We start from the raw sequence: 26,272 nt of genomic DNA, 5'->3' as shown, positions 1-26,272 counted from the left end.
TATGGCAGGAATAGGTTTTGAACTTCGAAAGTTATATCGAGAAGAAGGGCTTGTTCAAAATGTGAGAGCTTATGTTTATTCTTCTTTAACAACCATTGGACCGATGATCTTATGTCTTATTTTGATGTTTGTAGAACAACTGATGATGAAAGCGAATGACAGTAGTTATTTAGAGAATGAACTGTTTATAGCAACAATGGTCTATTGCTTTATCTTTTCAATCATTATTACATCTGGATTTTCAATGATTGTGACAAGGTACATTGCAGATATGATTTATCAAAAGATGTATGAAAAAATTATTTCATCTTTTTATGGCATATTGACAGTTGTTTTGCCGATTGCTGGACTGATCGCGGCTATATTTTTACATGGAGTACAAGAAGACATCGGGTATAAAATCGTTGCCTATTTATTTTTTATAGAATTAGTAATGATCTGGCTTCAAAATGTTTTTTTATCGGCTTTAAAGGATTATAAGAGAATTGTCCGAGGGTTTACGATTGGCATCATTATTTCTATAGTAGTTAGTTTCTTATTGTTCAAGTTTTTATCTATTGATCCAACGATTAACACATTAGCTGGGATTGATGTGGGGTTTGCGGTGATTGTTGGGATGTCGATGTATCATTTTGAACGAGTCTTTCCAAGAGATGAAAAACGATATTATTTTGCTTTTTTGAGCTACTTAAAAAAGTATCCATCTATTTTTTTTAGTGGATTGTTTGTCTATTCCGGGGTGTATATTCACAATTTTGTTTACTGGATTTTCTCAGATCGACATTTCACGATTGCCAATCATTTTGTTTGGATGCCTTTTTACGATGTTCCAGTTTTTTATGCATATATCTCGGTGTTGCCTTCGCTCGTTATGTTTGTAGTCATTGTTGAAACAGATTTTTATGCGAAGTTTTTAAATTATTACCGAAATGTTGTCGATGGTGGAACATACGAGAGTATGAACAATGCCAAGAAAAAGATGCAAAATGTGTTGTTGCAGCGAATCACTTTTTTGGTGGAAGTTCAATTATTATTTACAACTTTGTGCATAGCTTTAGGAATTATTTATTTACCTAAAATAGGGTTTACGATGGAACAGCTTGATCTATTCATTTTATTATGCTTGGCTTATTTTTTCTTTATCATCTTATTTGTTATTTTACATGTGCTAATGTATTTTGATGATCGAAAGGGAGTTTTATCTATTAGTGGTTCATTTATTTTATTAAATATCATTTTAACTTTTGGATCGATGAAATTGAATTTTGATGGCACTGGCATGTTCTTTGCATCATTTTTAATCTTAATCTTATCAATGACTAGATTGCTCTATGTACTCAAAAATATAGATTACTATACATTTTGCTCACAACCTTTAACGACCATGAATCGAAAGGAACGTAAAAAATTACCTTCGTTGAAATCGAAATCAATGGTTTCTATTGTCATTCTTTCTATGATCCTCTTATCTGCTTGTGGAAATAGCGAGCAAAAAGACAAAAAAACAACAGATGCCGAACAAACGACAAATGTTGCCGTTGAAACTTCCAATAATAATGACAAGTTGGAAGATGATAAACGATTGTATGAACGAGATGAAGATCATTCTATTAAGTCATTATATATTACGATCGTTCCTGATCAATCTGAAAAGGTAGATTGGTATGCTCTGAATCGAATGACCGATCGTTATAGTAAAGAAAAGTTGGACATTATTTTCGCGGAGGGAACGGAAGATGGAATAGGACCAAAAAAAGGTAAATTCGGATACGATACGGAAGAACCCAATGCAAAAATCAGCATTCGAGGGAACTCATCCAGAAGTGCCGCACAAAAATCCTATAAAATAAAATTATTTGATAATGCAGGGTTATGGCAAGAACAGCGTACGATCGATTTAAACAAGCATATTGATGATCCAAGCCGTTTAAGAAATAAATTGAGCTTTGATCTGATGGAAGATATTCCTCATATGACAAGTCTTCGTACACAATTTGTCCATCTATATGTAAAAGATTTAACAAATGGAGAGAAAAAGAAGTATGAAGATTATGGTTTATATACACAAATCGAGCAACCCAATAAAAAATTCTTGAGAACACATTTGTTAGATCCGAATGGCTACTTGTATAAGGTGACATTTTTTGAATTCGATCGGTATCCAGAACAAATTAGAAAGCATACGGATCCCAAATATGATCAACAAAAATTTGAATCCATCTTAGAGATTAAGGGTAAAGAAGATCATGACAAGTTAATCTCCATGCTAGACGATGTCAATAATTTTAATATGCCGATAGAAGATGTGATCGAAAAACATTTTGATGTAGATAACTTATTAACTTGGACAGCTATGAATATTCTGATGGACAATATGGATACGGATGCCAACAACTTTTATTTGTATTCACCTTTAAATTCTGAGAAGTGGTTTATCTTACCTTGGGATTATGATGGCGGATGGGAATTACAACGAAAACTAAAAAGTATTCGCCCTTATCAGGCTGGTATTAGTAACTATTGGGGAAATAAACTGTTAAACCGATATTTTCGTTCAGAAAAGAATGTTCAAAAACTTTCTAATAAGGTAGAAGAATTATCAAAAGTGATTAATAAAAATACCGTTTCCACTCAAATAAGTCAATATAAAGATATTGTAAAGCCATTTATCTTAAAAAGTCCTGACAAAAATTATTTACCGATTGAAAATGCAAAATACGAAGAGGATATAAAATTAATAACGAGTACTCCTGAAAGAGCTAAAAAAAGATACTATCTAGATTTACAAAAGCCTAAACCTTTTTATATGGGAGATGTCGAACAAACGAGCACGAAACTTCTATTTACTTGGGATGTTTCATTCGATTTACAGGGCGATGATTTATACTACACGATTACAGTTGCAAAAGATCCATATATGAAAAAGATCATCGCCATGAAAAAAGATATACGAGCCAATAAATTCATCATGAAAAAGCCTGCTGAAGGTCCATATTTTTGGAAAGTGACAGTAAGAGATCGTAAAGGTCATCAGCAATCTTCGTTCGATATGTATACAGATGAAGAAGGAAACGAGTTTCATGGAATAAGAGATTTCGAGGTTGATTGATATGAGTATTTTCGCTAAGAGTTTTAGACATGAATTGAAATATTATTTAAATGCACTTGAATATAACGCGCTAAGAAGGAAAATTTCTGAATTTCTGCCACTCGACCCTTATTCAAACGATGAAGAGGGGTATCGCATCTCTAGTTTGTATTTTGATGGAATTCATCAGCATTCCATTTATGATAAAAATAATGGCATTTTCCATAGAGAAAAATACCGTATCCGTATTTACAATGGCAGTGACAAAAAAATTACATTAGAAAGAAAAAGTAAGAGGGGGGATTTTATATGCAAGGAATCTGCTCCTCTTACGAAAAAAGAATATAATGCCATTTTAAAAGGCAATGTAGAAATACTTGCAGATACAGAAAAGCCATTACTAAGAGACTTTTATGCCGAGTTGCTTTATCGAAATTTTCAACCTGTCGTAATTGTTGACTATATTCGAGAGGCATATATTTATGAACCAGGGAATGTCCGAATTACATTTGATAAACAATTGAAGGCAACCGTCAATACAATTGATCTGTTTGATGACAAGAAGATCTCACAAGAAGTCTTGCTTCCTGAACAAGTGATTCTAGAGGTGAAATTTGACCATTTTCTGCCTGATGTCATCCGTCAATTGTTGCAGCCAGAAAGGATTGTACGTTCAGCCATTTCTAAATATGTTCTATGCAGAGAAGTGACCATACAAAATTTTAAGTAGAAAATTGAAGGGGAATTTATATGAATGATACATTAAGCTTTAAGGATTTTTTTAAAAAAAGTGTGCTCCATCTCGAATCATTTGGGACGGTATCTTATATTGATATATTATTAGGTTTAGCTTGTTCTTTTGGTATTGGGATGTTTATCTATTGGATTTATAAAAAATATTTTCGCGGTGTTGTATACAGTTACAACTACAATGTCTCTTTTGTACTGATGACAATGATCACCACATTGATCATTATGACTATTAGCACGAATATAATCTTGTCTTTAGGGATGGTAGGGGCATTAAGTATTGTTCGTTTTAGAACAGCTGTAAAAGACCCTTTGGATATTGTTTACATGTTTTGGGCGATTGCTGCAGGTATTGCAACAGGGGCAAAAATGTATCCCTTATCCATTATTGGCTCGTTAGTCTTTGGGATTGTTATCGCATGGCTGTCTAAAAAGAAAACAAAACATGAAGCTTATTTGCTAATAGTACGTCACACGGATGAAGCGACAGATGAATTACGAGTATTACTGCGAAAACTTAATACAAAACTTAAATCTAAATCTATTCGAAATGGTTTTACAGAGATCACTTTGGAGATCAATATCGTTGATGACAATACTGCGTTTATGAAAACAATCGATCAAACAGCAGGTGTACAATCCTGTTCACTAGTCAACTATACGGGTGATTACGCCCAATAGTAAAAAGTGAGATCACACACCTAGTGAAGTTTTTCTCTGGTGCTGCTTCAAAGAATCGGCCTTTAGGGAGCAGTGATCCTGCACTTTTTTCTGTACAGATTAGGAGTAGGGCATTTGCATATGAAAACTGACTTGCATCTGTAGTAGTTGGCGTAGGGGCTATTGCCTGTTACAGATAATAAGCATTTATAAAAAAACAACACAGCCTATATGTAAAGCTGAACTTCATCCTAATTGTTAGATACGATCTAACAAATTGGAGGTGCAGTTGAGTATAGGTTCGTGTTGTTTTTTTGATTGAGTAAATAATCGAATGATGATTAGGTCGAAAAAAGGGCGGGCAAATGTCAGAAAGTATTGCTTTTTAAGTAGCAACATGTTTCGTTTTTGTTTTATTTTGTAAAAAAAACCATTTAAGGAGGAATTTGAATATCAATGAAAGAATAAACATAAAAAAATCCAATATTCTTGCATGTTTTTGAAAAAAATTACTAAAATGTTATTATAGAGATTTATAAGTATTGAAAGGAGGTTGTTATTTTTCTTCTAAATTATTCTTTTATTTATTAAATGTTCAAAAAAAAATAATAATTATTTTCAATAAAGTGATTCAAAATGACTGATTTTAATGATTTAATGATAATTATTTGCTGTTTTGGTTTTGAGGAGAAGAAATAGTAGCTGCAGTGTTTACGATAGCTGATCTTTTAGAAAAGGGGGATTAAAATTGGAAAAGAATAATGATTGCTATAAATTTCGCAAATTTATTGAGGAAAACAAAGCGTTTTTAAATAATCCAATTATTAAGGATTTTTTATCAAAAAAAGCGAATTATCAATTACTTAAACAGTCCATTTGTGATCCAACTTGTCAAAATAAGGAACAATTAGATCAGGCATTCCGAGGGTTTTATTTCAATATTCGTTTTACGGCGTATATCTCTTCAACACTTTATTTTCACGCAATTAATTTAGATAAAAAAATTCGTAAATTGAATTATCAGTTTCCAATAATGCTGGATCAGCCTGTAAAAGAAGATTCAGATATGTCATTAAAGGATATGACGATTTATCATGAGGACTTTGAGTTAAAATCAGATAACATTTTAGATTATATAACAGATTCCAAAATATATGAAGCAGTGAAAAGGTTGACTCCAAATCAAAGACATATTCTCTATCTTGTGTATATAAAAGGATGGACCGATTCTGAAGTTGGAAAACACTTAAAAAAATCTCAGCAAGCGGTTTCAAAATCTCGGAATAAAGCCTTAAAGAGAATAAGAGGAGATTTAAATATTACACTAGAAAAATGTATTCTTTAAATAAAAAGGAGGAGATTTCATGGCGAAAACTTTGTATCAGTTGGCAATTGACTCCAAAAATGACACTGAAGCAGTTGAAAAGATATTAAAAGCTTTCAAACCTAAAATTAAAAAATCCCTTCAACAAACAAAATTCCAGAATAGAGTAGATATCGAACAAGAGCTAGAACTTAAACTGATTTCTATTATTAAAATGTATGAAGTAGATGAGTTGGATGGCTTTTGGCGATTTTACGAAAGGCAAAATCACTATAAAGAGAGTTATAAAGTAGTTAAGTAATGATGTTTAAAAAATCATGCATATTGATAATCTGGTGTTATCCATTATAAAAGGCATCATCAATTGATTTTCGCTGCGGATTGCTCGCTTTCTTGCGGGACTTTGAATTTACTTCTTTGATTAATACCGTATGAAGGGAATGCAAATGCATTTTCGAAGAGTTGAGCAATCCGTAACTAGTGAACTGGAAACAAGAATTATTGACCTGTGATTAGCCAGTATTGATCCTAATTTTTCTTGATTGATATGTTTGATAAAAATTTTAGAAAAGGCGAAACGTATTTATCCCGCTTTAACGGGCAGTAAGAGCCCATCTCAAGATATAGGGAGAAACGAAAAAGATAGATGGGGGATCAACTGCCCGTAAAAGTCCGATTGGTTCGAGCCAACAAGATGTTGGTCCCTCAGGTGTTGCCATAGGATGTGGCGCTTTTAACCTGAGTTCTTCTATTTTAGAGGGGGATGAAGAAAAACCCCCACTGATGGAGTTTCACTTTATCAAATAAATTATATTTAAATGACTAGAAAATGATGCCAAATTGTCATGTTAAAAAATTTTTAAAATTATGTAAAACGGGTCAAACCGTTGATATATCAACACTAATGGAGGGAGGTGAGATGATGAATGCTACAGATTTCCCATTATGGGTCAGCTTACTAGGAAATTTTGGTTTTCCGATTGCCATTACCATTTATCTGTTTCTTCGCTTTGAAAAGAAGTTTGAAAAGCTTGAAAATGTCATTTTGGATTTATCAAAGGGAAAGGAGTAATCTAAAATAATAGAACATTATCAGTATAGAGGGATCTCACTATTTCCATGAACTTTCAAAAACTGCTTTCAAAAATTGCTCATCGATTATTATTGAAACATCTAATAAGATTACAAGAAGATGATATGATTGCCCGTCAAGCAATGTTACCTAAAATAACTTGCCATATGGTGGATGTTGGAGTAACCATTTTGCCCATCATACAGATATCCTATGAGAAGGGTAGAAAATCATGTCAAATAGTCATACGGAAAAGGATCTGTAAAAATTTGATAAGAGTTATAACAAAATATGATTAAGAAAGCGATTGTAAGAAATAAAATTCTTAACAATCGCTTTTATTTTTTGATCTAATATAATCAATTTCGTTGTCATAGTGTAAGGCATGTGAGAAGTTTCGCTTTATCCTATATTAATGGGCAGCAAGTAGGACCTTATCTCAAGATTCCAGTATAAGCAGAGTATAAGAGTGAGGGATCGACTGCCTTAAAAAGGCGTAGTACTCAATGAGAGATGAAGAATACACTGCATGTTCTAATAAGTAATGACAATATATTTTCATTCTTTCCCACATATTCCATAGAAAAATATATGGTGGAGACTGTCGATTAAGTCTGTGTTATCCTGTTGTGTAACAATGTCCAGAAGTTCCTCGTAATGTAGATTCATAAAGTTAATAAATACTAAAAAGCCTTCTGCTGTTATTTTTTTGGATATTTCCCCATTTTTCTTCCCTGCATCAATCATTTGAACAAGGAGTGGAATAATTCTTTCTTTGGTTTCTTCTTGAATATAGCTGGCGATCTCTTCGTCTTTAGCGATTAACCGCTTTATCAAAGAGGGAGATAGGACTCCGTATGATTCTTGATTTTGCAATAGCATTCGCTCGATTTTTTCCTTTATGGGATCTTCTTGTTGCATATACACCTGAAAATCTTGGATCGAAACATCTATATAACGTTTGACTGATTCATGGATTAAAGCATCTTTACTGCCAAAATAATTATAAATCGTAACTTGAGAAACTTTTGCTATCTTTGCAATATCAGCAATTCGTAGTTGACTAGGCTCATATGTTTGTAGCATTTTTAACGTCGTTTTTAAAATTTTTTCTTTAATCAATGCCGCTCTTTTTTCAAATCCATTCATGTTTTTCTCCTTGCTATTATTTCCTATTTACCCCGCATCAATAGGCAGTAAGTTCCCTCACATCAAGATGTGGGAAAATATAGAAGGTAATTGAGGGAACAACTGCCTGTAAAAGTCCGATTGGTTCAACTAACGCTTAGTGGGGATAGAGAGCCACCGCTGAGAGAAGTTTCACTTTATGAAATTATAACATATAAATATTTCATTATAGGTGTGTTGATTAGGAAGAAATCAGGAAATATATTTGACGTAATCCTTAGAGAAACATGTATTTTTAGCTCCATTTATATAGATTGGAGCGAAGGCTTGCTCGACTCCCGTGGGAAAAGCGAACAGCTGAGACCCTGCACGGAGCGTAAGCGAAGGAAGCGGCTCAGCGTTCGCCCGCAGGAAAGCGAGCAAGCCGCAGCGGAAAGCAACGAATTCTTCCATTTTTATGGTCAAAATCGGATAATCAACACACTTGATTTCATAATTACATTGACATGATTGTCATGAAGGAATAAGATAATTATGAAATAAAATAGATGCAAAATTTCATAATTTAACGGAGGTGTTTAACTTGTTAGAAGTTCATGATGTGACAAAGAAGTTTAAAAATGGCAAAGGGATATTCAATGTTTCATTCTCCGTCAAAAAGGGGGAAGTGTTTGGTTTTTTAGGTCCAAATGGTTCTGGAAAGTCTACAACAATCCGCCATATTATGGGCTTTATGAAGCCAGATAATGGATACATAAAGGTAAATGATTTAGATACGTGGAAAAGTCAGGGCAAAGTACAAAAATACATTGGTTATTTGCCAGGGGAAATCGCTTTTTTAGAGGGGATGACAGGGAAAGGATTCTTGGATTTTATAGCGAGGATGCAAGGCTTAGATGATTTGTCAAAGCAAAAGCAATTGATAGAAAGACTTCGATTGGATGTCAATACACCGATTCGAAAAATGTCTAAAGGGATGAAGCAAAAAGTGGGAATCGTTGCAGCCCTTATGCATAATCCAGAAGTCATTATTTTAGATGAGCCAACATCTGGTTTAGATCCTTTAATGCAAAGACTATTTATCGAACTGATGTTAGAGGAAAAGGCAAAGGGCAAAACTATTTTGTTGTCATCCCACAGTATGGAAGAAGTTGAGAAAACTTGTGATCGTGCTGCCATTATTAAAAATGGCAAGATTGTAACTATAAAAGATATTCACGAATTACAATCTATGCAACGTAAGCTTTTTGAAGTTACTTTCCAAAATTCAACGGATGCAGATACCTTTACAAAATCAAAGTTAGATATTGTATTTCATCAAAAAAATGTAGTACGGGTAGCAATTCAAGGAAACTTCGATGAATTTTTAGCTGAAACATCTAAATATCCTGTGCGAAACATAGATGTGTTTACGCAAAATCTCGAGGAAATTTTCATCAATTACTATGAAGGGGAGAGATAACGATGAATTTTCCACTATATAAACAAATGATGAAAATCCAAATGAAAAGCATACTGAATTATGCGATTGGTTCAGCCTTTTACATGATTTTGATGGTATGGATCTACCCAAGTATTGCCGTTAATACAAAATCTTTAAATGAATTTGTAAAAGTAATGCCAGAAAGTTTACTAAAAGCTTTTGGGTTTGAAAATGGTTTTGGCAGCTTTGAATCTTTTATCTCAGGTGAATACTATGGGGTTATTTTGACCATCATCTTAACTATTTTTTGTGTCATTCTTCCAACTCAGTTGGTGGCTAAACTGGTGGATCAAGGCTCAATGGCCTATTTACTATCAACTCCTATCACAAGAGGAAAGGTTGTCTTTACTCAAGCTTGTGTTTTCTTTACGGGAATTTTTCTAATTATGCTGATAACAACAATTTCTGGTTTTGTAGGATATGCTTTATTTTTGAATGAGGAAGATTCATTTCATGCGTTAAAATTCATTCAACTCAATATCGCAGCCTTACTTTTATTTTTTGCAGTTGGTGGGATTTCATTTCTAGTATCCTGTATTTCAAATGATGAAAAGAAATCGCTTGGAATTTCAGGGGCTATTGCATTTGGTTTTTTCAGCCTAGATATGATTGGAAAAATCAGTGATAAAGTTGAATGGCTAAGACATTTCACCATCTATTCTTTGTTTAGCCCTAGTGATATTGTGAGTGGTGATGCGAATTTGGTTTTATCTTTTAGTCTTTTAGGTTTAATCGGGATTTTGACAATCGCAATTGGCATTCTATTCTTTCAAAAACGCGATTTGCCTCTTTAAAATAGATATTTATTGTCAGGTGTGTTGATTTGGAAGAGATAGGTTGCACAGTTGATGATGTAGTTTCACTTTATCCCGCATCAACAGGCAGTAAGATCCCTCACATTAAAATGTAGGGAAACATGGAAGATAAGTGAGGGAACAACTGCCTGTGGAAGCCCGATTGGTTCAACTAACACTCAGTGGGGATAGAGAGGGTCCCTACTGGGCGAAGTTTCACTTTATATAGAAATTTAAATAGTCATCTAGTATTTCATCTTAAAATGTTGATGAAATACTAGATTTTTTTGGCTATTTTTCATAAAGTGATGATATGAGGTGAAAGGGAGTGGGATGAAAAATGGATTTATCACCTTTTCAGAACTTAATCGATGAATTGAAAAGTAAAAAGATGATTGTTTGGAAAAATAAAAAGAAGTCAGAGATTTATCAAATTGACTCAGCGCTGATCGATGATGCTGAAGGGCGTTTAAAGCGATTTGCCCCTTATTTTCAAGAGGTTTTTCCTGAAACGAAAAAACAAGATGGGAAAGTAGAATCCGTATTGCAATCCGTACCGGTCATGCAGCAAAAGTTAGGGGTTAAAGGTAAACTATACGTAAAACGAGATGATGCGTTGCCTATTAGCGGTTCTATCAAGGCACGTGGTGGGATTCATGAAGTGCTTTATGCCGCAGAGAAAATTGCGATGGAGCACAGGTTTGTAAGGTTAGAGGATAATTATAAGATTTTTACCATAAAACCGATTCAGAAATTATTGAGCCAATACACAATTGTGGTCGGCTCCACAGGGAATTTAGGGCTTAGTATTGGGATCATGAGCGCAACTTTAGGGTTTAAAGTAAATGTACATATGTCTCATGATGCAAAAGAGTGGAAGAAACAATTGTTACGAAAAATAGGTGTAACGGTTGTGGAACACAGTGGAGATTTTTCTTTAGCTGTTGATGCGGGCAGGAAAGAAGCATTAAAAGATCCAAACAGTTATTTTATCGACGATGAGCATTCTAAACAATTGTTTGCAGGCTATGCGGTAGCTGGTAGAAGATTAAAGCAACAACTTCAAGAAGAGAACATTGCGGTCGATGCAAATCATCCCCTTTATGTTTATATCCCATGTGGGGTTGGCGGTGGGCCAGGTGGCGTGACATATGGTTTGAAAGAGAGCTTTGGAGAAAATGTACATGGCTATTTTGTAGAGCCAATAGAGTCTCCGTGTATGCTTTTAGGAATGGCAACTGGTTTACATGATAAAATCGCAGTTCAAGATATCGGTTTATCTAATTTAACCATTGCGGACGGTTTAGCTGTGGGGCGGCCTTCCTCGTTTGTTGGACAACAGATGGAACCATTACTAGATGGCATCATGACAATTTCAGATGAACGGCTTTCCCAATATGTTCGAACATTGTATCAAATGGAAAAAATCATTGTAGAGCCATCCGCAGTAGCTGGATTTATTGGACTAGAGCAATTGAAGGACGCAACCGACAATCCAAATGCCACCCACATCGTCTGGGCAACTGGCGGGAGTATGGTGCCAAAAGACGAACAGCAAAAATACATTTTAGGATAATTGAATATTTCATCCAAACTTTGGATTTTAATAAAAACGCCATTCTCTATTGAACCAATTGTTCAAGGATAGGAAGGCGTTTTTTGTTTACCAGTTTATAGGAATAGCTCTTTATATAATTTTTGTAGATTTTGATTGATGTCATCGAGATCTACTTTTTCACTATCATAAGATTCACCAATCCAAATTTTGAGAGAATCTTGTTCTTCTGTTTTTGGACCAACCAACACTTTTTCTAATTCAGCTAATCCTGGAATGCCTCCACAATCTTCTGGAGGGCATGCACGCTTTGCTTTGATGCAGTGAGGAACAAAAAATTCGTCATTTTCTGACGTTTCATCAGAAATTATTTTTTCTACTTTGATCGTATGCTCCCAATTATCTCCGAAGTCATAAGTGTAGATGCAGCTTTCTCCTTCATGTGAGAGAAGATTACCAATTATGGTTATTTCTGCATCTAATGACTCTTTACCGAATGGTGAACCAAAGTCAAACTCATCATTTTCTGGTTCGATATAAATATTTTTATAATTAAAATTATATAAATGAGAGTTTGTCCATCCCATGGATACTTGAATGACATTGTGCAATTCATCAAAAGTCATATTAGGATCAACGAGAATTCTTCTCCAAATAGGGGGTTTAGCTCCATTTAAGGTAATCTTTAATTGCATAATGCCTTCAATTGGTTCAAAATCTTCAGTTTCATCACTAAATAGATCATCAAGCGTCAATTGAGCCAATTGTTTATTGTTTGATTGTACCTCTTGAAATAGAGATGTAACATCTTTTCCAGTTCCAACGAATTGTATAATCTCATCTAAACGTTGCTGATCCGCTTTTGGAAAATAACTGTATTCTTTTGCATTTTTTATGTCTTCTAAAAATTTTAAAATCAACAAATTAATCAAGAGGATCACATCCTATAAGTTTAGTCATTACAAAATCATTGTAACAAGCAAATGGATTGAATGCTAATAATCCTATCATAGATATTTACAGTATTTGATAAAATGATTGATCACCTGTTTTTTTCAAAGTAGGTGTTCAATTTTCTCACATATTAACTACCCTATTCAAAGCTATCTCTGGTAGAGTCCTGTGACAATCGGAACACCCCTGTCTGAACGTGAATGTTTATATTGATGGGGAATATTAGTATTTTTACATGGATTTTTCATTATGAAATGGCTTCAAGCACCTAACTATTGACAAATTTAAGAACAAATAAAAATGTTCAATTTTTTGAAATAAATTTTACACATTTTGTTCACAAAACAGCCATAATGATGTAAAATGTAAACGAATACAGATATTATATATAAATTTTTTGAAACACGATCGTGATTTGAGTCATGAGTAAAATGATCGTTAATATGAAACTAACTGAAAAGGGGTAATAAAAATGTTCAAATTTATGGTTGCTACGCTTCTATTTATTGTCATCGGCAATGTGATCAATACATCATTACCTGTAGAATATTCAATGTTGATGCTTATTGCGTTACCTGTACTTTATTTTGTGATTTATCATAAAATTTTCCATATCCGATTATTTAACAAATTAAATTTCTAATAATCGATAAAGTCACTTCTATTTCGATAAGGAAGTGACTTTTTCATTGCGAATCAAAATTGAGTTTCATGAAGCCTTAGATAAAATGAATTTCATATAAAATAGATCATTAAAATGTCCTTGATACACATGCCAAACGGTTTTATCCCTATTTTGAACGAATATTTATTTTTCCTATTGCTAAATGAGTGATTAGTTGTTATGATGATGAAGTTATGATTTTGGAAAGCAGATATTGAAGTATCAGGGTTTTCCAAGCAGATAATTTTGACCACTTTCCTTTGGAGAGTTAAGGCAACGGTGTGCCGGGTCAAATGCCGATTGGCAACTTTTTCGTTGCCTTATTGATTGAGCAAATGCTCAAATTTTATAAGTTGGTTACTTTACAACCAGTGCAAATGCACATCAACTTGTGAAACGGTCAATAAGAGTGGTAAAAGTAATTGTTTGCTATATAGACTCTGATCTAAAATGATATAAATTGATATGAATGGATATAGAAGAGCGAATCTACTAAAACATTGTTTGGTGAAATAGAGAACGATGTACCATATATGTATGTGTATGCTTTTCTTTATCTTATCGTTATATCGAAAGCAAGTGGTGCGCTATGATGCGTTTTCATTTGCTTTTTTTATTATCCATTTTAGGCTATTTCACAGTAAGTTTTCGGGAATATTCAGTGTGTATTCTACCTGTTATGTTTCCATAAATACTTTGAAAATCTACTTTGCTGGGAGAGAAAAAAATGGGAAAAGCACTAGTTATCGGTTGCGGAGGAGTAGCTTCCGTTGCCATCCAAAAATGTTGTCAAAATTCAGAAGTATTTGAGGAGCTTTGCATTGCAAGCCGTACAAAAGCAAAATGTGATGCTTTAAAAGAGAAATTAGAAGGAAAAACGGAAACAAAAATTACAACTGCAAAAGTAGATGCAGATAATGTGGACGAACTTATTGCTTTGATCAACGAAGTAAAACCAGATATCGTGATGAATCTTGCATTACCATACCAAGATTTAACGATTATGGATGCATGTCTTGCAACGAAAACAAATTATTTAGATACTGCAAACTACGAACCAGAAGATACTGCAAAATTTGAATATAGCTGGCAATGGGCATACCGTCAACGTTTTGAAGAAGCGGGTATTACAGCACTTCTTGGTAGCGGTTTTGATCCAGGTATCACAAGTGTATTTGCTGCATACGCATTAAAACATGAGTTTGATGAGATTGAATATATCGATATTCTTGACTGTAACGCCGGGGATCATGGCTATCCATTTGCAACTAACTTCAATCCAGAAATCAATATTCGTGAAGTTTCTGCAAAAGGTAGCTATTGGGAGAATGGTGAATGGGTAGAAACGGAACCAATGGAAATCAAACGTGCCTATAATTTCCCTGAAATCGGCGATAAAGATATGTATTTATTGCACCATGAAGAAATTGAATCACTTGCATTGAATATTCCAGGTATTAAACGCATTCGCTTCTTTATGACTTTCGGCGAAAGCTATTTAACCCATTTAAAATGTCTAGAAAATGTTGGTATGACTTCTATTGAACCAATTGAATTTGAAGGAAAACAAATCATCCCACTACAATTTTTGAAAGCAGTACTTCCTGATCCAGCTTCACTAGGACCACGTACAAAGGGTAAAACAAATATAGGTTGTATCTTCCGTGGTAAAAAAGGCGGTAAAGATAAAACATACTATTTATACAATGTATGTGATCATGAAGAATGCTATAAAGAAGTAGGTTCACAAGCAGTTTCCTATACAACAGGCGTACCAGCTATGATTGGTGCTATGATGTTAGTAACAGGTACATGGGATAAAAAAGGTGTCTACAATATTGAGGAATTCGATCCAGATCCATTTATGGATGCACTCAATAAATGGGGACTTCCATGGAAAGAAAGTTTTGATCCGGAGCTTGTAGACTAAGATGAAGTTTAGCGAAATACCTACACCTAGTTTTGTAGTGGATGAAAACCTGCTTGAAGAAAATCTTCAAATTTTAAAGGGTGTCATGGATCGTACGGGATGTAAGATTCTTCTCGCACAAAAGGCATTTTCGATGTATGAATTGTATCCAATGATTGGCGAATATTTAAGTGGTACTGCTGGTAGCGGCCTATATGAGGCGAAACTTGGATATGAAGAAATGGGGAAAGAAAATCATGTTTTTTCTCCAGCTTATCGCGAAGATGAAATTGATGAAATACTCGAATTATGCGATCATATTGTTTTCAATTCTTTTTCACAAATAGCAAAATATCGAGATAAAGTATTGAACGCAGGAAAAAGCATAGGTTTGCGCATCAATCCTGAATGCTCAACACAAGTGGGTCATGAGATCTATGATCCATGTGCACCGGGCTCTCGATTTGGTGTAACAATCAGCCAATTTCGCCCTGAATGGCTTGAAGGTGTTTCAGGTTTGCATTTCCATACACTTTGTGAGCAAAATGCGGATGATTTGGCGATTACTTTAGAAGCGGTTGAAGAAAAATTTGGCCCATGGCTCTCTCAAATGAAATGGATCAACTTTGGCGGCGGGCATCATATTACGAGAGAAGATTATAATATACCTTTATTGGAAGAGTGTATCACAAGAATTCAGAAAAAATATGATGTAGAGGTTTATCTTGAACCAGGTGAAGCCATTGCATTAAATGCTGGTGTCCTAGTGACAACAGTGCTTGATACGCTTCAAAATGATATGGATATTGCCATTTTGGATACTTCTGCATGCTGCCATATGCCGGATGTATTGGAAATGCCGTATCGCCCTCCATTATTTGACTCAGGTGAAAAAGGGGAGAAGGCTTATACGTATCGCCTTGGTGGACCAACTTGTCTAACAGGAGATATAATTGGTGATTATTCTTTCGATCAGCCTTTAAAAAATGGTGATCGACTCGTATTTGGGGATATGGCTATTTATACGATGGTCAAAACCAACACATTTAATGGAATGGCATTACCAAATCTTGTGATCAAGGATAAAAATGGAGATTGTCGTATTGTCCATCAGTTTAATTATGAGGATTTTAAAGGAAGACTTTCATAACGCTCTAAAAGTGATAATTCTTTTAAGAATAAGGGGACCAAGAACAACAAAGTTCTTGGTTTTTTTTATGGTTTTTTCTTTTATACATAGCTGTGAAACATAGAAATAATAAATAGATTTTCATCATCTAGCAGTGTTTCAATAAAAAATAATTAGATCATTAAATATATACAATAAATCTATTGTATAGTATACTATCATCATTCATATGATTTTTATTTATATTATCAATGTTAATATAAAGGAGCTGAAGTGTAATTATGAAAGGAAGAGATGTTATCTTAGGTACCTTACTTAAACATTCAATGTCTGGTTATGATATAAAGTTGGTATTTGAAGATGTATTTTCACATTTTTTCGATGGTAGCTTTGGGATGATCTATCCAACTTTGAGACAATTAGAAAAAGAAGGAATGATCGACAAGGATATCGTTATTCAAGAAGGCAAACCAAATAAAAATGTATATTCGATTACTAAAAAAGGAGTGAAAGAATTTAATCAATACCTTGAACAAAATATACAAAAAGATGTATTATGCTCTGATTTTCTAATGAGAATGTATTTTGGTGAGTATGTTGATAAACCAACTTTAATTAAGTGGGTGGAGGAAGAAATAAATACTAAGAGAAAAAGTCTAGAACAACTTTATACAAAAAAAGCAGATTGGGCTCAAAAAATGTCGATGCCTCAAGAAATATGTTTAGAAGTAGGAATATCACAGTACGCAGCACAAATAGAAACATTGGAAAGAAAACTGATTGAATTAAAACAAATAAAAGAAGGTATTGGAGAAAATGTAAAAGGGAAGGATTAATTAGAATGGAGCAAAAAGGGCTTAAAATTGTTTTTTTAATGTGTGTAGGCATATTTCTATGTATGATAGACACAACGATTATGAACATTGCTCTACCAGCTATCCAATTAGACTTATCTGCCTCTTTAGAAAAAATGTCGTGGGTTTTAAATATTTATACAATGTCTATAGCTGTTTTTTCGATACCACTAGGAAGAATCGCTGAGCTGTTTGGTAAAGCTAAAATGTACATAGTAGGCTTGCTCATTTTTGGTATTGGATCTATTTTATGTGCAGTAGCCGCTACTGTTGATTTTCTTATCCTATCAAGATTTATTCAGAGTGTTGGGGCAGCAATTTTATTTCCGACAAGTATGGTTATCGGAGTTTCATCAGTTCCTTTAAGTAAAAGAAATACGGCTCTTTCCATTTTAGGAGTAACTCAAGGATTATCAGCTGCGTTAGGTCCTGCCATTGGTGGAATAGTAACAGAGAATCTTAGTTGGGAATGGGTATTCCTGGTTAATATACCTATTTGCATATTGGGGATATTCTTATGCTTAAAAATGCTAAATGTGAAAAATGAAGAACGAGTCAAGGCAAAAATAGATTGGGTAGGGTTATTTTTAAGTAGTTTCGCTATCTTTTTTTTGACAGAAGCATTGGTAAAGGGTGGAGCATGGGGATGGAATAGTTTCAAGACGATCTCTTGTTTTAGTATAAGTAGCTTTTCTTTTATCGGTTTTATTTTGATGGAAAGAAAAGTTATAGATCCAATGATCAATCTTAAACTTTTTAAGGATCGAATATTCGTAGGTGCATCGCTTGCTGTAATATTAAGCAATGTTTTTTTGGTGGGGGTGACAGTTTTACTTCCAACTTTTCTAACTAGAATGTATGAAAAGACGGAAATTCAGGCTGCCCTTATGGTAACACCTATTTCTGGTATGATTTTTTTGATTTCTCCACTTGCTCCCATATTGCTAAAAAAACTAGGCAAAATTACGGTAATTCTATCAGGTTTTATTGTTATGGCGTGTTCATATTACTTGCTCGAATCTATTACGGTGGGATCGGATTATTCAGAAATTATTCTGCCTTGTGTTTTATTAGGAATAGGATATGGTTTAATCGTTGGTCCTATTACTATTTTAGCAGCATCTTCTTTTGAGGGAGAATTACTAACAGCGTCTCAAAGTGTTGTTTCTGTTTTACGACAATTAGGAGTAGTTTTAGCAATAGCCATTTTTGTTTCAACTCTTACCAATCATCTTACTGAAAGAAAACAGGAGGTTTATCAATTTGCACATAAAAAAGTAAATACTCTCCAATTACTTAATGCACAACAAAAAGAGAAAGTCTTAAAAGACACTATATCTGAAATTGACAGAAAAAGTTTGGTGGAAGGTTCAAATCAAAAACTAACTTCTTCTACTAATTTAATCTCTAAAACTGAAAGACAAAAGATCATCAAACAAGAAGTAACTAAAGCATTAAATGATCTACCAACAAATCCTAAAAAAGACCAAAAAAATAGTATAACAAAAGAAATTTCCTATAAAGTGAATCAAAACATTAATCAAATTAATAAAGAGATTCAATTATATACAGAGGAAATAACAAAGTATAGCAAAGATAATCTATCAAAATCTTTTACAGATTTATATAAAACGAGTACACCCATTATTTTAATTTGCAGCTTAATCGGCCTGTTGTTTTATCAAAAAAAATCCCGCATTCACGTGCAGTAAGCTCGTACTTTAAGATTTCCAGTAATGAGCAGAAAATAAATGGGGGACATTACTTGTAAATATCCGTTGGGTTTAACTTACACAGTGGAGTGGATAAAAAAACCTCCACTGTGTAAAGTTTTACATGATCCCCTTATCCTCGACTAAACATTCCAATGACTTCTTTTGTTTCTGTAATGTTCACAAATGCATGCTGGTCTACTTCTTGAACAATGTGTTTTACTTCTGACAATTGATAGCGTGTAATAACCGTAATAAGAACTTGACGATTTTCGCCAGTGTAAGCACCTTCACCGTTAATAATGGTAATGCCTCGATGAAGTTTCGTGAGTAGCTTGTCCTTCATATCATCACCTTTAGAAGTAATGATCATAAGTGTAAGTTTGATGTTGTTTGTATGAATGAGATCAATTGTTTTGCCAGAAGCGTAAATGGACACCAATGTTAGTAAAGCAGCATCCCAGCTGAAGATAAAACCTGAGGCCAACACAACAATTCCATTCATCATTGAAATAATTGTACCAAGAGGGAGATCCCTTTTTTTCGTCAACAACATCGCAATAATATCGAATCCTCCAGAAGAACCTGATGCACGAAAGATCAACCCAACACCTATTCCGATAATAACGCCACCAAAAAGAGAGGCTAAAATAGGTTCATTTGATATGGCACGAATGGGTATTACTAATAAACTGACAGAAATCACGACTACTGACAAAATAGTATAAGTAATAAATCGTTTTCCTAATTTCCTGTATCCGATAATCAGCAAAGGTAAGTTTAATAAAAAATTCAATATCCCTGTATTGAAAGGTGTAATGATCCCAAGCATCATGGCGATCCCGCTTAATCCACTACTTAAGATTTTATGAGGTATTAGTAAAAAATTATAAGCAAACCCCATCAAAATAGAGGCAATTATAATCGTAATAATATTGCGCATATATTCTCTCCCAACTGCTATCCGCACACCTTTAGATGTACATCATAGTTAAAAATCAATCCTTTTCCTATGATAACCAATTTTTTTATTTGAAATCAAGAATTCTTTATCTTTCGCTGGGATGTGATTGATGTATTGACTTTAAAAAGATGTAAATCGTGGTGGATATGTATACAATTTCTCCCGCTTTAATGGACAGTAAGACCCCAATCTCAAGATATAAAGAGAAACGAGAAAGATAGATGGGGGATGAAATGCGCGTAATAGTCCGATTGGTTTGGGCCAACAAGATGTTGGTCCCTCAGGTGTTGCCACAGGACTTGGGCCTTTTAACCTGAGTTCCTCTAGCTCAGTGGGGGATCAAGAAAACCCCCACTGATGGAAGCTTCACTTTAATTTACATTTACGTGAGGAGTAAAATCCTATATACCAGGATTCCAGTAAATAAGCATAGGTTCTCGTTGCCTATAAGATCTTGATTGGTTTGAGTCAAATACAGTGAGGAATAAAGAAAACCGCCATTGTGTGAGGCTTACTTACTTTAACGATAGATATACATTCAGAAAAGGCTATGTAAAAAATTTGTAGGTTTTGCTTATTCTGTGGATTGGGCTATCTTATTCGTGAATAGGATCGTCTAAACCGTGGATAGAAGTGCGTTTTCCGTGGATGGGACCAAGTCAACCGTGGATAGAAGTGTGTTTTCCGTGGATGGAATCTTCAACCGTGGATAGAACCGAGTCTTCCGTGGATAGGATTGTCTAAACCGTGGATAGAACCGAATCTTCCGTGGATAGGATTGTCTAAACCGTGGATAGAGCAGAATCCTCAGCAATAAAAAAGATGGATACAGATTATAAAATCTGTCCATCTACAATGATCTGTCCTGTTTGGTGGTCGTATTCGACTTCTCCCATCACGCCAAGATTCATCCCTTCTGGTAACTCTTTTGTTTCGATTACTTGTGAATCATTGATAATTGCGAGATATTGGCCGTTGATTAAAACTACTTTCATATTGATCATCTCCTTTTATAATTTCATAAACAGAAATTTGTTTATGTATGATATTGCAGAAATAGTAAAAATAGAACTCAGGATTGTGAAAAAATGATGGACATTGATATGACATCTAGATGACTGGATGAAATGCTATTCGGTTAAATCATGGTGAATGGAAAGATACATAATTAGAAAGAAAATTTTGAATACTATAATAATATATTCTACCTGTTTGTCAATATTCCTTCTTTAGAAAGAAAATTTTCTAAAAAAAGAACAAGGCTTACTTAGCATGCTTTTTAAATGATATGTATAAGATATGTTATACAAAAAAATGTGCCTATGCGTTTGTCCAGTAAACATTCATCTTATATTAAGAAGTATTCAGGAGCACTATTTCGGGGTGCAAAATGTTGTTTATTTATCCCGCATTAACGAGCAGTAAGACCCCCGCCACAAGGTTTAGGAAGAAACGAGAAAGATGATAGGTGAGGGATCAATTGCCCATAAAAGTCCGATTGGTTCGGGCCAACAAGATGTCCTCAGGTGTTGCCACAGGACGTAGCCCTTTTCACTTCCGTTCCTCTATTTCAGTGGGAAGATGAAGAAAACCCCACTGATGGAAGCTTTACTTTGTTCAAATTAATATTTCACATAATAAAGCACGAAGACTTCACTTTTTGATATTTATCGCTATAACAAGGAATAGTCCATTTTTTAAAGCATATATTTAAGTAGTTATAAGGGTGTAGATGATTGATTCTAGTGTATATCTGAAAAAAGATAGGAGTGTTGATTGTGCAGAAACAATTAAATGATAAAGAGAAACGTTTTTTTGAATATTTATTAGCTCTTTCATCTTTGAATCATAAAACAGTTCGATCCATTCAGGATTATGAGAAAGTATGGGCTTTTGATGAACTAGCGGAAATTGACGAATGTACGATTGGTAATCAATGTGGGCAACCATCCAACTTATTGGAAATACATAAACCAACCCTCAAACATACTGTACTTGTTTGCCCAAGACCGTATCCTGAGTTAGTCAAATGGTCAAATTTTAAACTAAATAAACAATCAGGAATCGCTTCTATCCAAAACCATAAAAAAATCGAAGAGATTTTTAAAGAAAGCAAAAACAACAAAAATGATCAACAATTATCTGAGTGGAAAGAATGGGCAGCCAAAAAAAGACGGTTTGATCGTGCGAATCATTTCTATGCTGAACTTCTTGAAATTTTCAATCAGTGGGAACAGGAAAGTGATGGCATTGAATTAGTGCTGTCGAGAGGATTATTAAAATGGGGTGGGATAGCAGAAAGAGAAGATATTGAGCTTCCTTTGTTTACGACAAAGGTTTTGATTTCAAAAAATGCAGAAACGGACATGATTGTATTAACAGAAGAAACAAAAGGATTAAAATTCGAGGAAGACTTATTGGATGAACTACCGATACCAAATAATGATGATCTCAAGGCTCTTATTAAAAAAATAGAAAATACAAATTTTACAGCGGAACTTACAGAAGAGTGGAAAAAATTAGCGAAGCTTTTAAATCCAAATGGGCGTTTTATCGAAAACGAAGGTGGATTGTATGGCAAAAATATTCCGGTCATTATCGATAAATCCTATTTAATCGTTCGTCAAAATAATCATAAGCTTCTGAAAGGTGATTTGAAGCAAATCATTAAGGCAATCGATCAAGAAAGTCTGGAACTACCGAATTCCATACGAAATATTTTAGGAAATGTCTCAAAAACAAAATCACAAAAGGCTAATTTTCTACAATCTACACTAGCTAATCAACTCTATTTTCCATTATCTTCTTCTGAACAACAAAAGGAAATTGCGAAGCGTGTGGAAAAAAATCATAGCGTGACGGTTCAAATCGCACCTAATACAGACGAAACGGTTGCCGTTGCCAATTTAGTCAGCCATTATTTAACGGAGGGAAAAAGAGTCCTCATTACCACACAAAAGGATAGCCCTTTGAGTGGATTGAAGAAGCAATTACCTAAAGAAATTCGAGATCTATGTGTCCCACTATTAGATGATGAGAGTTCTGATCAAGAAATTGAACAGTCTCTGCAAGTAATTGCTGATAAGACAGAAACGCTCAATATTCAAGAATTGAAAGAAAAAGTACGAAGAAACCAACAATTATTACAGCAAAGTGTTCAAAATGAAGAAATATGTAAAAAAGACCTTAAACAATATGCAAAATCGGAAGGGACACCTATTTTGCATGACAATCAGCCATTATTTAAATATGATATTGCGAAACGTCTTGCAGAAACAAATGTGGCGTATCAATGGTTAAAAGATGAACTCCCACTTATTATGAAATTCCCATTAAGCTCTGAAGAATGGACAGAATTTTGCACGATACAGAATTCCTTGACAAAAGAAGATGCATTGTTACTCCATATAAATTTACCGTCCATTCAAAATAATCTTTTAAGCAAACCCGCATTTAGGACATTAGTAGAGGAAGAAGAAAAAATATCGAAAGACATAGATACGGACTATATATTACCTATTGAAGACGTACTTTCCAAAAAATCTACATTACTCATTATGAAGGACATAGTAGAAGAAATAATTGAAACTCGCCATGTAATAGAAGACGAAGTTTATACAACCTTTATCCGAGATTTACTTTCAACGGAGAAACGAAAAGAGTATTGGGTTCAACTCATTGATGAAATCGTACAAAATAATCAAAAAGCATCTTCTTTATATGCTGATTTAATACATGAAAGAATCATATTGCCTAAAAAATTAATGAGTGAGATTTATTACGATTTAGAAATAGCGAGAGAACGTATTTTGTCTGGTAAAAAACCGAATCCTTTTTTCTTCATTGGAAAAGGAAAATCAACGAAATATTTATTCCAAACAGCTGTTCTAAATGGAAGGCCTCTTAGAAAATTAGAAGATATCATCACCCTTGAAAAGTATTTAGAATATAAAGGGCTGATTACAAAGTTAGCGAGATTATTCAATCAAAATATGAGTGAAGTTGGGATTCCAGAAATCGATATAACCGCTCAGGAATTTCCTCAATTAATGGAAGAAAGAATGGCTATATTAGAAGAAATCATCGATATTGTAGAATTAAATGCTGCGTTATCTGCAAAGCTTCAAATAGAGGGCCTTCAGTTAGGGGATCTTTTCGATGAAGTATTTTACGGAAATTTGAGTGTCAAAATTGATCATACATTAAATTATATTAAATTTACAAAATGGCAACAAACTTATGAAGAAGAAATTGAAAAACTTGAAAATCTAACGCAAATTGAAAATATTCATCCTATTGCCCATCAATTTTTAACGGCGTTGCAGGAAAAGGATTTTGAAACTTGGCAAATTTTATTGCGAAATCTGAAAGAACTACACCAAAAAATTCCGACGATCGACAAATGGAGAAAGCATGCAGATAAACTAGCGGAGAAATTGCCATCGACAGTTGAGTATATCACCCATCATTTTGGTGAAGTCAAATTAGAACCGACTTTTTATCAAGAGGCATTTACACTGAAGAAAATGGAGACATGGTTAAAAGAGGATGGGGATATCAATAGCAGATCATTGAAAAAACAGCTTCAAAATGAACGCAAAGCACAAAAGAATTTAATACAAAAGATTATCAAGGATGCAACATGGGCATTTCAATTGGAGCGCTTAACGGATGAAGAAAAATCCGTGCTTAAAGACTGGAAATTTTACAGAAAAAAAATAGGATCTGGAAAGGGAAGGCATGCATTTAAGTTTATAGAGGGAGCACGCGAATCATTAAAAAAGGCTCAATCTACTATTCCTGTTTGGATCATGCCGATTCAACAAGTGTTGCAAACATTTCCAATTGAAAGTGAAAAATTCGATCTTATTATTATAGATGGCAGCGTTCAGTATGATCTGTCAACTCTGAATGTTTTAGTAAGAGGCGAAAAGACTATTATTTTAGGAAAAGAAACGTCAGCACCTCCATCCACAATCGATATTAATCGTGATGTAGTGGCAGGACTTATTCATCGTTATATACAAGACGTACCAAACAATTCTTTATATGATGGAGATATTTCGATTTTCAAGATTGGTGAACAAAGTTTCCCGCAAGACAGTAAATTAACATTACAAGACGACGATCAATCGATTCCAAAAAATATTCCATTCGTGCGTGAGCAATTGCCATTAAGGGCAGAACAGCTGGAACCGCAGTGTGAATCGATTTTTGAGATCGACGTATTGAAATGGATTTTATCAAAAGGGTATTATGTGATTCCACAATTTGAAGTGGGAAACTATAAAATTGATTTTGTGATTGAAGGGCTTCGTGAACGCTTAGCTGTTGAATGCGACGGAGAAAAGTGGCAAGGAACCAAGAAATATGAAGAGAATCTCTTGAAACAAGAGGCGTTAGAAAAAGCTGGCTGGGTATTCTGGCGTGTAAGCGGCAAAGATTTCTATGCTGATCAAGAAAAAACGATGGAAGGTCTTTGGGCAGCTCTTTCAAAATTGGGGATCTATCCAATTGGGGAAGAAGAAAATGAAAAAGTACTCCATGATTTCCATTTGAATGTTAAGCATGAGCAAGAACCTAGTATACAATTTCAGATCCAAACAAAAAAACCCCATTCATCTGGTGCAAGAGAAAAAATAAAAGAACTTTCAGATCCTCAAAAGCATGTAACCCAACGTGACACACTAAAAGAAGAATCGATTTTAAACAAAGCATTCGCAACAGAAACAGAAGATCTTTCTAAAATTCCAGCCGTCATTTTGACGAACAAAAATAAGGAATCTAAAATCTTCTCCATTTCAAATTTAAATGATATACCGTCAGAACTCATTCAAAATGTAGTTATACAAGGGAAAACTTCAGTCGTTCAATTTTTACAAGATTTAGGCTTTGAAATTGTCGATTATCGACTACAAGATGGTAGTCTATGGGTAGTGGCCAATGAGGATATCAAACCATTTATGGAAAAATTAGAAGCGTGCAATGTATCATTCCGCTATGTGAGCAAAGGCAGTCAAACAACAAAAGGCAATCCAGCTTGGTATACGAAAATCGTTGAGTAGAGAATAAAATGCATGGAGCTGTTTCAAAAATCTAAAAAGTTTTAGATCGGCCTCTCGAAAAAGTTTCGCTCATTTAAAATATGTCAAAGAATAGCGACTTTTAAATGGATGTAAGGGCGAATAAAGTTTTAAATAGAGCGAATAAACGTATGGAAAGAGCAAATAAA

Annotated in this window: 19 protein-coding genes; 15 read left to right on the top strand and 4 right to left on the bottom strand. The window is 34.2% G+C overall.

The genetic code is table 11. The features are described 5' to 3' along the window. The first annotated feature begins 1 nt into the window (after position 1). The 6 genes from pelG to FEU33_RS08700 all read left to right on the top strand — a co-directional run bounded on the left by pelG (position 2) and on the right by FEU33_RS08700 (position 6,894). Positions 2 to 3,109: an exopolysaccharide Pel transporter PelG gene (pelG, locus tag FEU33_RS08725; protein ID WP_186731365.1), complete on the top strand. Its 3,108-nt coding sequence runs from the start codon at positions 2 to 4 to the stop codon at positions 3,107 to 3,109. A gap of 1 nt (position 3,110) precedes the next feature. After that, on the top strand, positions 3,111 to 3,818 hold the full coding sequence (locus FEU33_RS08720; RefSeq protein ID WP_146549947.1) for a polyphosphate polymerase domain-containing protein: 708 nt from the start codon (positions 3,111 to 3,113) through the stop codon (positions 3,816 to 3,818). A 20-nt stretch (positions 3,819 to 3,838) separates the two neighbouring features. Next, positions 3,839 to 4,519: a DUF4956 domain-containing protein gene (locus FEU33_RS08715; protein WP_186725789.1), complete on the top strand. Its 681-nt coding sequence runs from the start codon at positions 3,839 to 3,841 to the stop codon at positions 4,517 to 4,519. 727 nt (positions 4,520 to 5,246) lie between these two features. Next, positions 5,247 to 5,843, top strand: coding sequence for a sigma-70 family RNA polymerase sigma factor (locus tag FEU33_RS08710; protein WP_146548993.1), 597 nt, complete (start codon positions 5,247 to 5,249; stop codon positions 5,841 to 5,843). Between the two features lie 19 nt (positions 5,844 to 5,862). Beyond that, positions 5,863 to 6,123 (top strand): helix-turn-helix domain-containing protein, encoded by a 261-nt coding sequence (locus tag FEU33_RS08705; RefSeq protein WP_146548992.1) that lies wholly within the window; start codon positions 5,863 to 5,865, stop codon positions 6,121 to 6,123. A 621-nt stretch (positions 6,124 to 6,744) separates the two neighbouring features. After that, on the top strand, positions 6,745 to 6,894 hold the full coding sequence (locus tag FEU33_RS08700) for a YvrJ family protein (RefSeq protein ID WP_146548991.1): 150 nt from the start codon (positions 6,745 to 6,747) through the stop codon (positions 6,892 to 6,894). A gap of 558 nt (positions 6,895 to 7,452) precedes the next feature. Here the strand turns inward: FEU33_RS08700 and FEU33_RS08695 are convergent. Next, positions 7,453 to 8,043 (bottom strand): TetR/AcrR family transcriptional regulator, encoded by a 591-nt coding sequence (locus FEU33_RS08695; protein ID WP_146548990.1) that lies wholly within the window; start codon positions 8,041 to 8,043, stop codon positions 7,453 to 7,455. A gap of 562 nt (positions 8,044 to 8,605) precedes the next feature. Here FEU33_RS08695 and FEU33_RS08690 point away from each other — a divergent pair. From FEU33_RS08690 to FEU33_RS08680, 3 genes are all read left to right on the top strand, one after another. Then, a complete protein-coding gene (locus FEU33_RS08690) occupies positions 8,606 to 9,484 on the top strand; it encodes an ABC transporter ATP-binding protein (protein ID WP_146548989.1) in 879 nt (292 codons plus the stop codon). Positions 9,485 to 9,486: 2 nt separating this feature from the next. Then, positions 9,487 to 10,299: an ABC transporter permease subunit gene (locus FEU33_RS08685; RefSeq protein WP_146548988.1), complete on the top strand. Its 813-nt coding sequence runs from the start codon at positions 9,487 to 9,489 to the stop codon at positions 10,297 to 10,299. A 340-nt stretch (positions 10,300 to 10,639) separates the two neighbouring features. Continuing rightward, positions 10,640 to 11,875, top strand: coding sequence for a D-serine ammonia-lyase (locus FEU33_RS08680; RefSeq protein WP_146548987.1), 1,236 nt, complete (start codon positions 10,640 to 10,642; stop codon positions 11,873 to 11,875). 95 nt (positions 11,876 to 11,970) lie between these two features. Here FEU33_RS08680 and FEU33_RS08675 read toward each other — a convergent pair whose 3' ends face one another. Further along, entirely contained in the window at positions 11,971 to 12,786 is an 816-nt protein-coding gene (locus FEU33_RS08675; RefSeq protein ID WP_146548986.1) for a plasmid pRiA4b ORF-3 family protein, read from the bottom strand. Between the two features lie 494 nt (positions 12,787 to 13,280). Here FEU33_RS08675 and FEU33_RS18780 point away from each other — a divergent pair, with 494 nt between their 5' ends. The 5 genes from FEU33_RS18780 (at position 13,281) to FEU33_RS08655 (ending at position 19,076) form a co-directional block, all read left to right on the top strand. Continuing rightward, the gene (locus tag FEU33_RS18780) at positions 13,281 to 13,451 is read left to right on the top strand and encodes a hypothetical protein (RefSeq protein WP_186725788.1); all 171 of its coding nucleotides are present in this window, start codon (positions 13,281 to 13,283) and stop codon (positions 13,449 to 13,451) included. Between the two features lie 748 nt (positions 13,452 to 14,199). After that, entirely contained in the window at positions 14,200 to 15,402 is a 1,203-nt protein-coding gene (locus tag FEU33_RS08670; RefSeq protein ID WP_146548985.1) for a saccharopine dehydrogenase family protein, read from the top strand. 1 nt (position 15,403) lies between these two features. Further along, the gene (gene nspC, locus FEU33_RS08665) at positions 15,404 to 16,531 is read left to right on the top strand and encodes a carboxynorspermidine decarboxylase (protein ID WP_146548984.1); all 1,128 of its coding nucleotides are present in this window, start codon (positions 15,404 to 15,406) and stop codon (positions 16,529 to 16,531) included. Between the two features lie 260 nt (positions 16,532 to 16,791). After that, positions 16,792 to 17,346, top strand: coding sequence for a PadR family transcriptional regulator (locus FEU33_RS08660; RefSeq protein ID WP_146548983.1), 555 nt, complete (start codon positions 16,792 to 16,794; stop codon positions 17,344 to 17,346). Positions 17,347 to 17,351: 5 nt separating this feature from the next. After that, a complete protein-coding gene (locus FEU33_RS08655; RefSeq protein ID WP_146548982.1) occupies positions 17,352 to 19,076 on the top strand; it encodes an MFS transporter in 1,725 nt (574 codons plus the stop codon). Positions 19,077 to 19,209: 133 nt separating this feature from the next. Here FEU33_RS08655 and FEU33_RS08650 read toward each other — a convergent pair whose 3' ends face one another. Next, positions 19,210 to 20,019: a YitT family protein gene (locus FEU33_RS08650; protein WP_146548981.1), complete on the bottom strand. Its 810-nt coding sequence runs from the start codon at positions 20,017 to 20,019 to the stop codon at positions 19,210 to 19,212. An 854-nt stretch (positions 20,020 to 20,873) separates the two neighbouring features. Then, positions 20,874 to 21,035 carry a hypothetical protein gene (locus FEU33_RS18775; RefSeq protein WP_186725787.1) on the bottom strand — a complete coding sequence of 54 codons (162 nt, stop codon included), beginning with the start codon at positions 21,033 to 21,035 and terminating at the stop codon, positions 20,874 to 20,876. Positions 21,036 to 21,818: 783 nt separating this feature from the next. On the opposite strand from FEU33_RS18775, the gene FEU33_RS08645 reads away from it, so the two are divergent. Further along, positions 21,819 to 26,105 (top strand): DUF559 domain-containing protein, encoded by a 4,287-nt coding sequence (locus FEU33_RS08645; protein ID WP_146548980.1) that lies wholly within the window; start codon positions 21,819 to 21,821, stop codon positions 26,103 to 26,105. Positions 26,106 to 26,272 lie beyond the last annotated feature (167 nt).

It is taken from the genome of Rummeliibacillus suwonensis, from assembly GCF_007896435.1.
Taxonomy (GTDB): Bacteria; Bacillota; Bacilli; order Bacillales_A; family Planococcaceae; genus Rummeliibacillus; species Rummeliibacillus suwonensis.
Note: the sequence above shows the minus strand (reverse complement) of the source record. Positions and strands in the feature narration are given on the sequence as shown.

What these genes read in the sequence shown, in the direction of transcription:
- FEU33_RS08695 (WP_146548990.1), bottom strand. Translation starts at nt 8,043, where the DNA reads ATGAATGGATTTGAAAAAAGAGCGGCATTGATTAAAGAAAAAATTTTA.
- FEU33_RS08650 (WP_146548981.1), bottom strand. Translation starts at nt 20,019, where the DNA reads ATGCGCAATATTATTACGATTATAATTGCCTCTATTTTGATGGGGTTT.
- pelG (WP_186731365.1), top strand. Translation starts at nt 2, where the DNA reads ATGGCAGGAATAGGTTTTGAACTTCGAAAGTTATATCGAGAAGAAGGG.
- FEU33_RS08700 (WP_146548991.1), top strand. Translation starts at nt 6,745, where the DNA reads ATGAATGCTACAGATTTCCCATTATGGGTCAGCTTACTAGGAAATTTT.
- FEU33_RS08720 (WP_146549947.1), top strand. Translation starts at nt 3,111, where the DNA reads ATGAGTATTTTCGCTAAGAGTTTTAGACATGAATTGAAATATTATTTA.
- FEU33_RS18780 (WP_186725788.1), top strand. Translation starts at nt 13,281, where the DNA reads ATGTTCAAATTTATGGTTGCTACGCTTCTATTTATTGTCATCGGCAAT.
- FEU33_RS08670 (WP_146548985.1), top strand. Translation starts at nt 14,200, where the DNA reads ATGGGAAAAGCACTAGTTATCGGTTGCGGAGGAGTAGCTTCCGTTGCC.
- nspC (WP_146548984.1), top strand. Translation starts at nt 15,404, where the DNA reads ATGAAGTTTAGCGAAATACCTACACCTAGTTTTGTAGTGGATGAAAAC.
- FEU33_RS08705 (WP_146548992.1), top strand. Translation starts at nt 5,863, where the DNA reads ATGGCGAAAACTTTGTATCAGTTGGCAATTGACTCCAAAAATGACACT.
- FEU33_RS08660 (WP_146548983.1), top strand. Translation starts at nt 16,792, where the DNA reads ATGAAAGGAAGAGATGTTATCTTAGGTACCTTACTTAAACATTCAATG.
- FEU33_RS18775 (WP_186725787.1), bottom strand. Translation starts at nt 21,035, where the DNA reads ATGAAAGTAGTTTTAATCAACGGCCAATATCTCGCAATTATCAATGAT.
- FEU33_RS08715 (WP_186725789.1), top strand. Translation starts at nt 3,839, where the DNA reads ATGAATGATACATTAAGCTTTAAGGATTTTTTTAAAAAAAGTGTGCTC.
- FEU33_RS08685 (WP_146548988.1), top strand. Translation starts at nt 9,487, where the DNA reads ATGAATTTTCCACTATATAAACAAATGATGAAAATCCAAATGAAAAGC.
- FEU33_RS08680 (WP_146548987.1), top strand. Translation starts at nt 10,640, where the DNA reads ATGGATTTATCACCTTTTCAGAACTTAATCGATGAATTGAAAAGTAAA.
- FEU33_RS08655 (WP_146548982.1), top strand. Translation starts at nt 17,352, where the DNA reads ATGGAGCAAAAAGGGCTTAAAATTGTTTTTTTAATGTGTGTAGGCATA.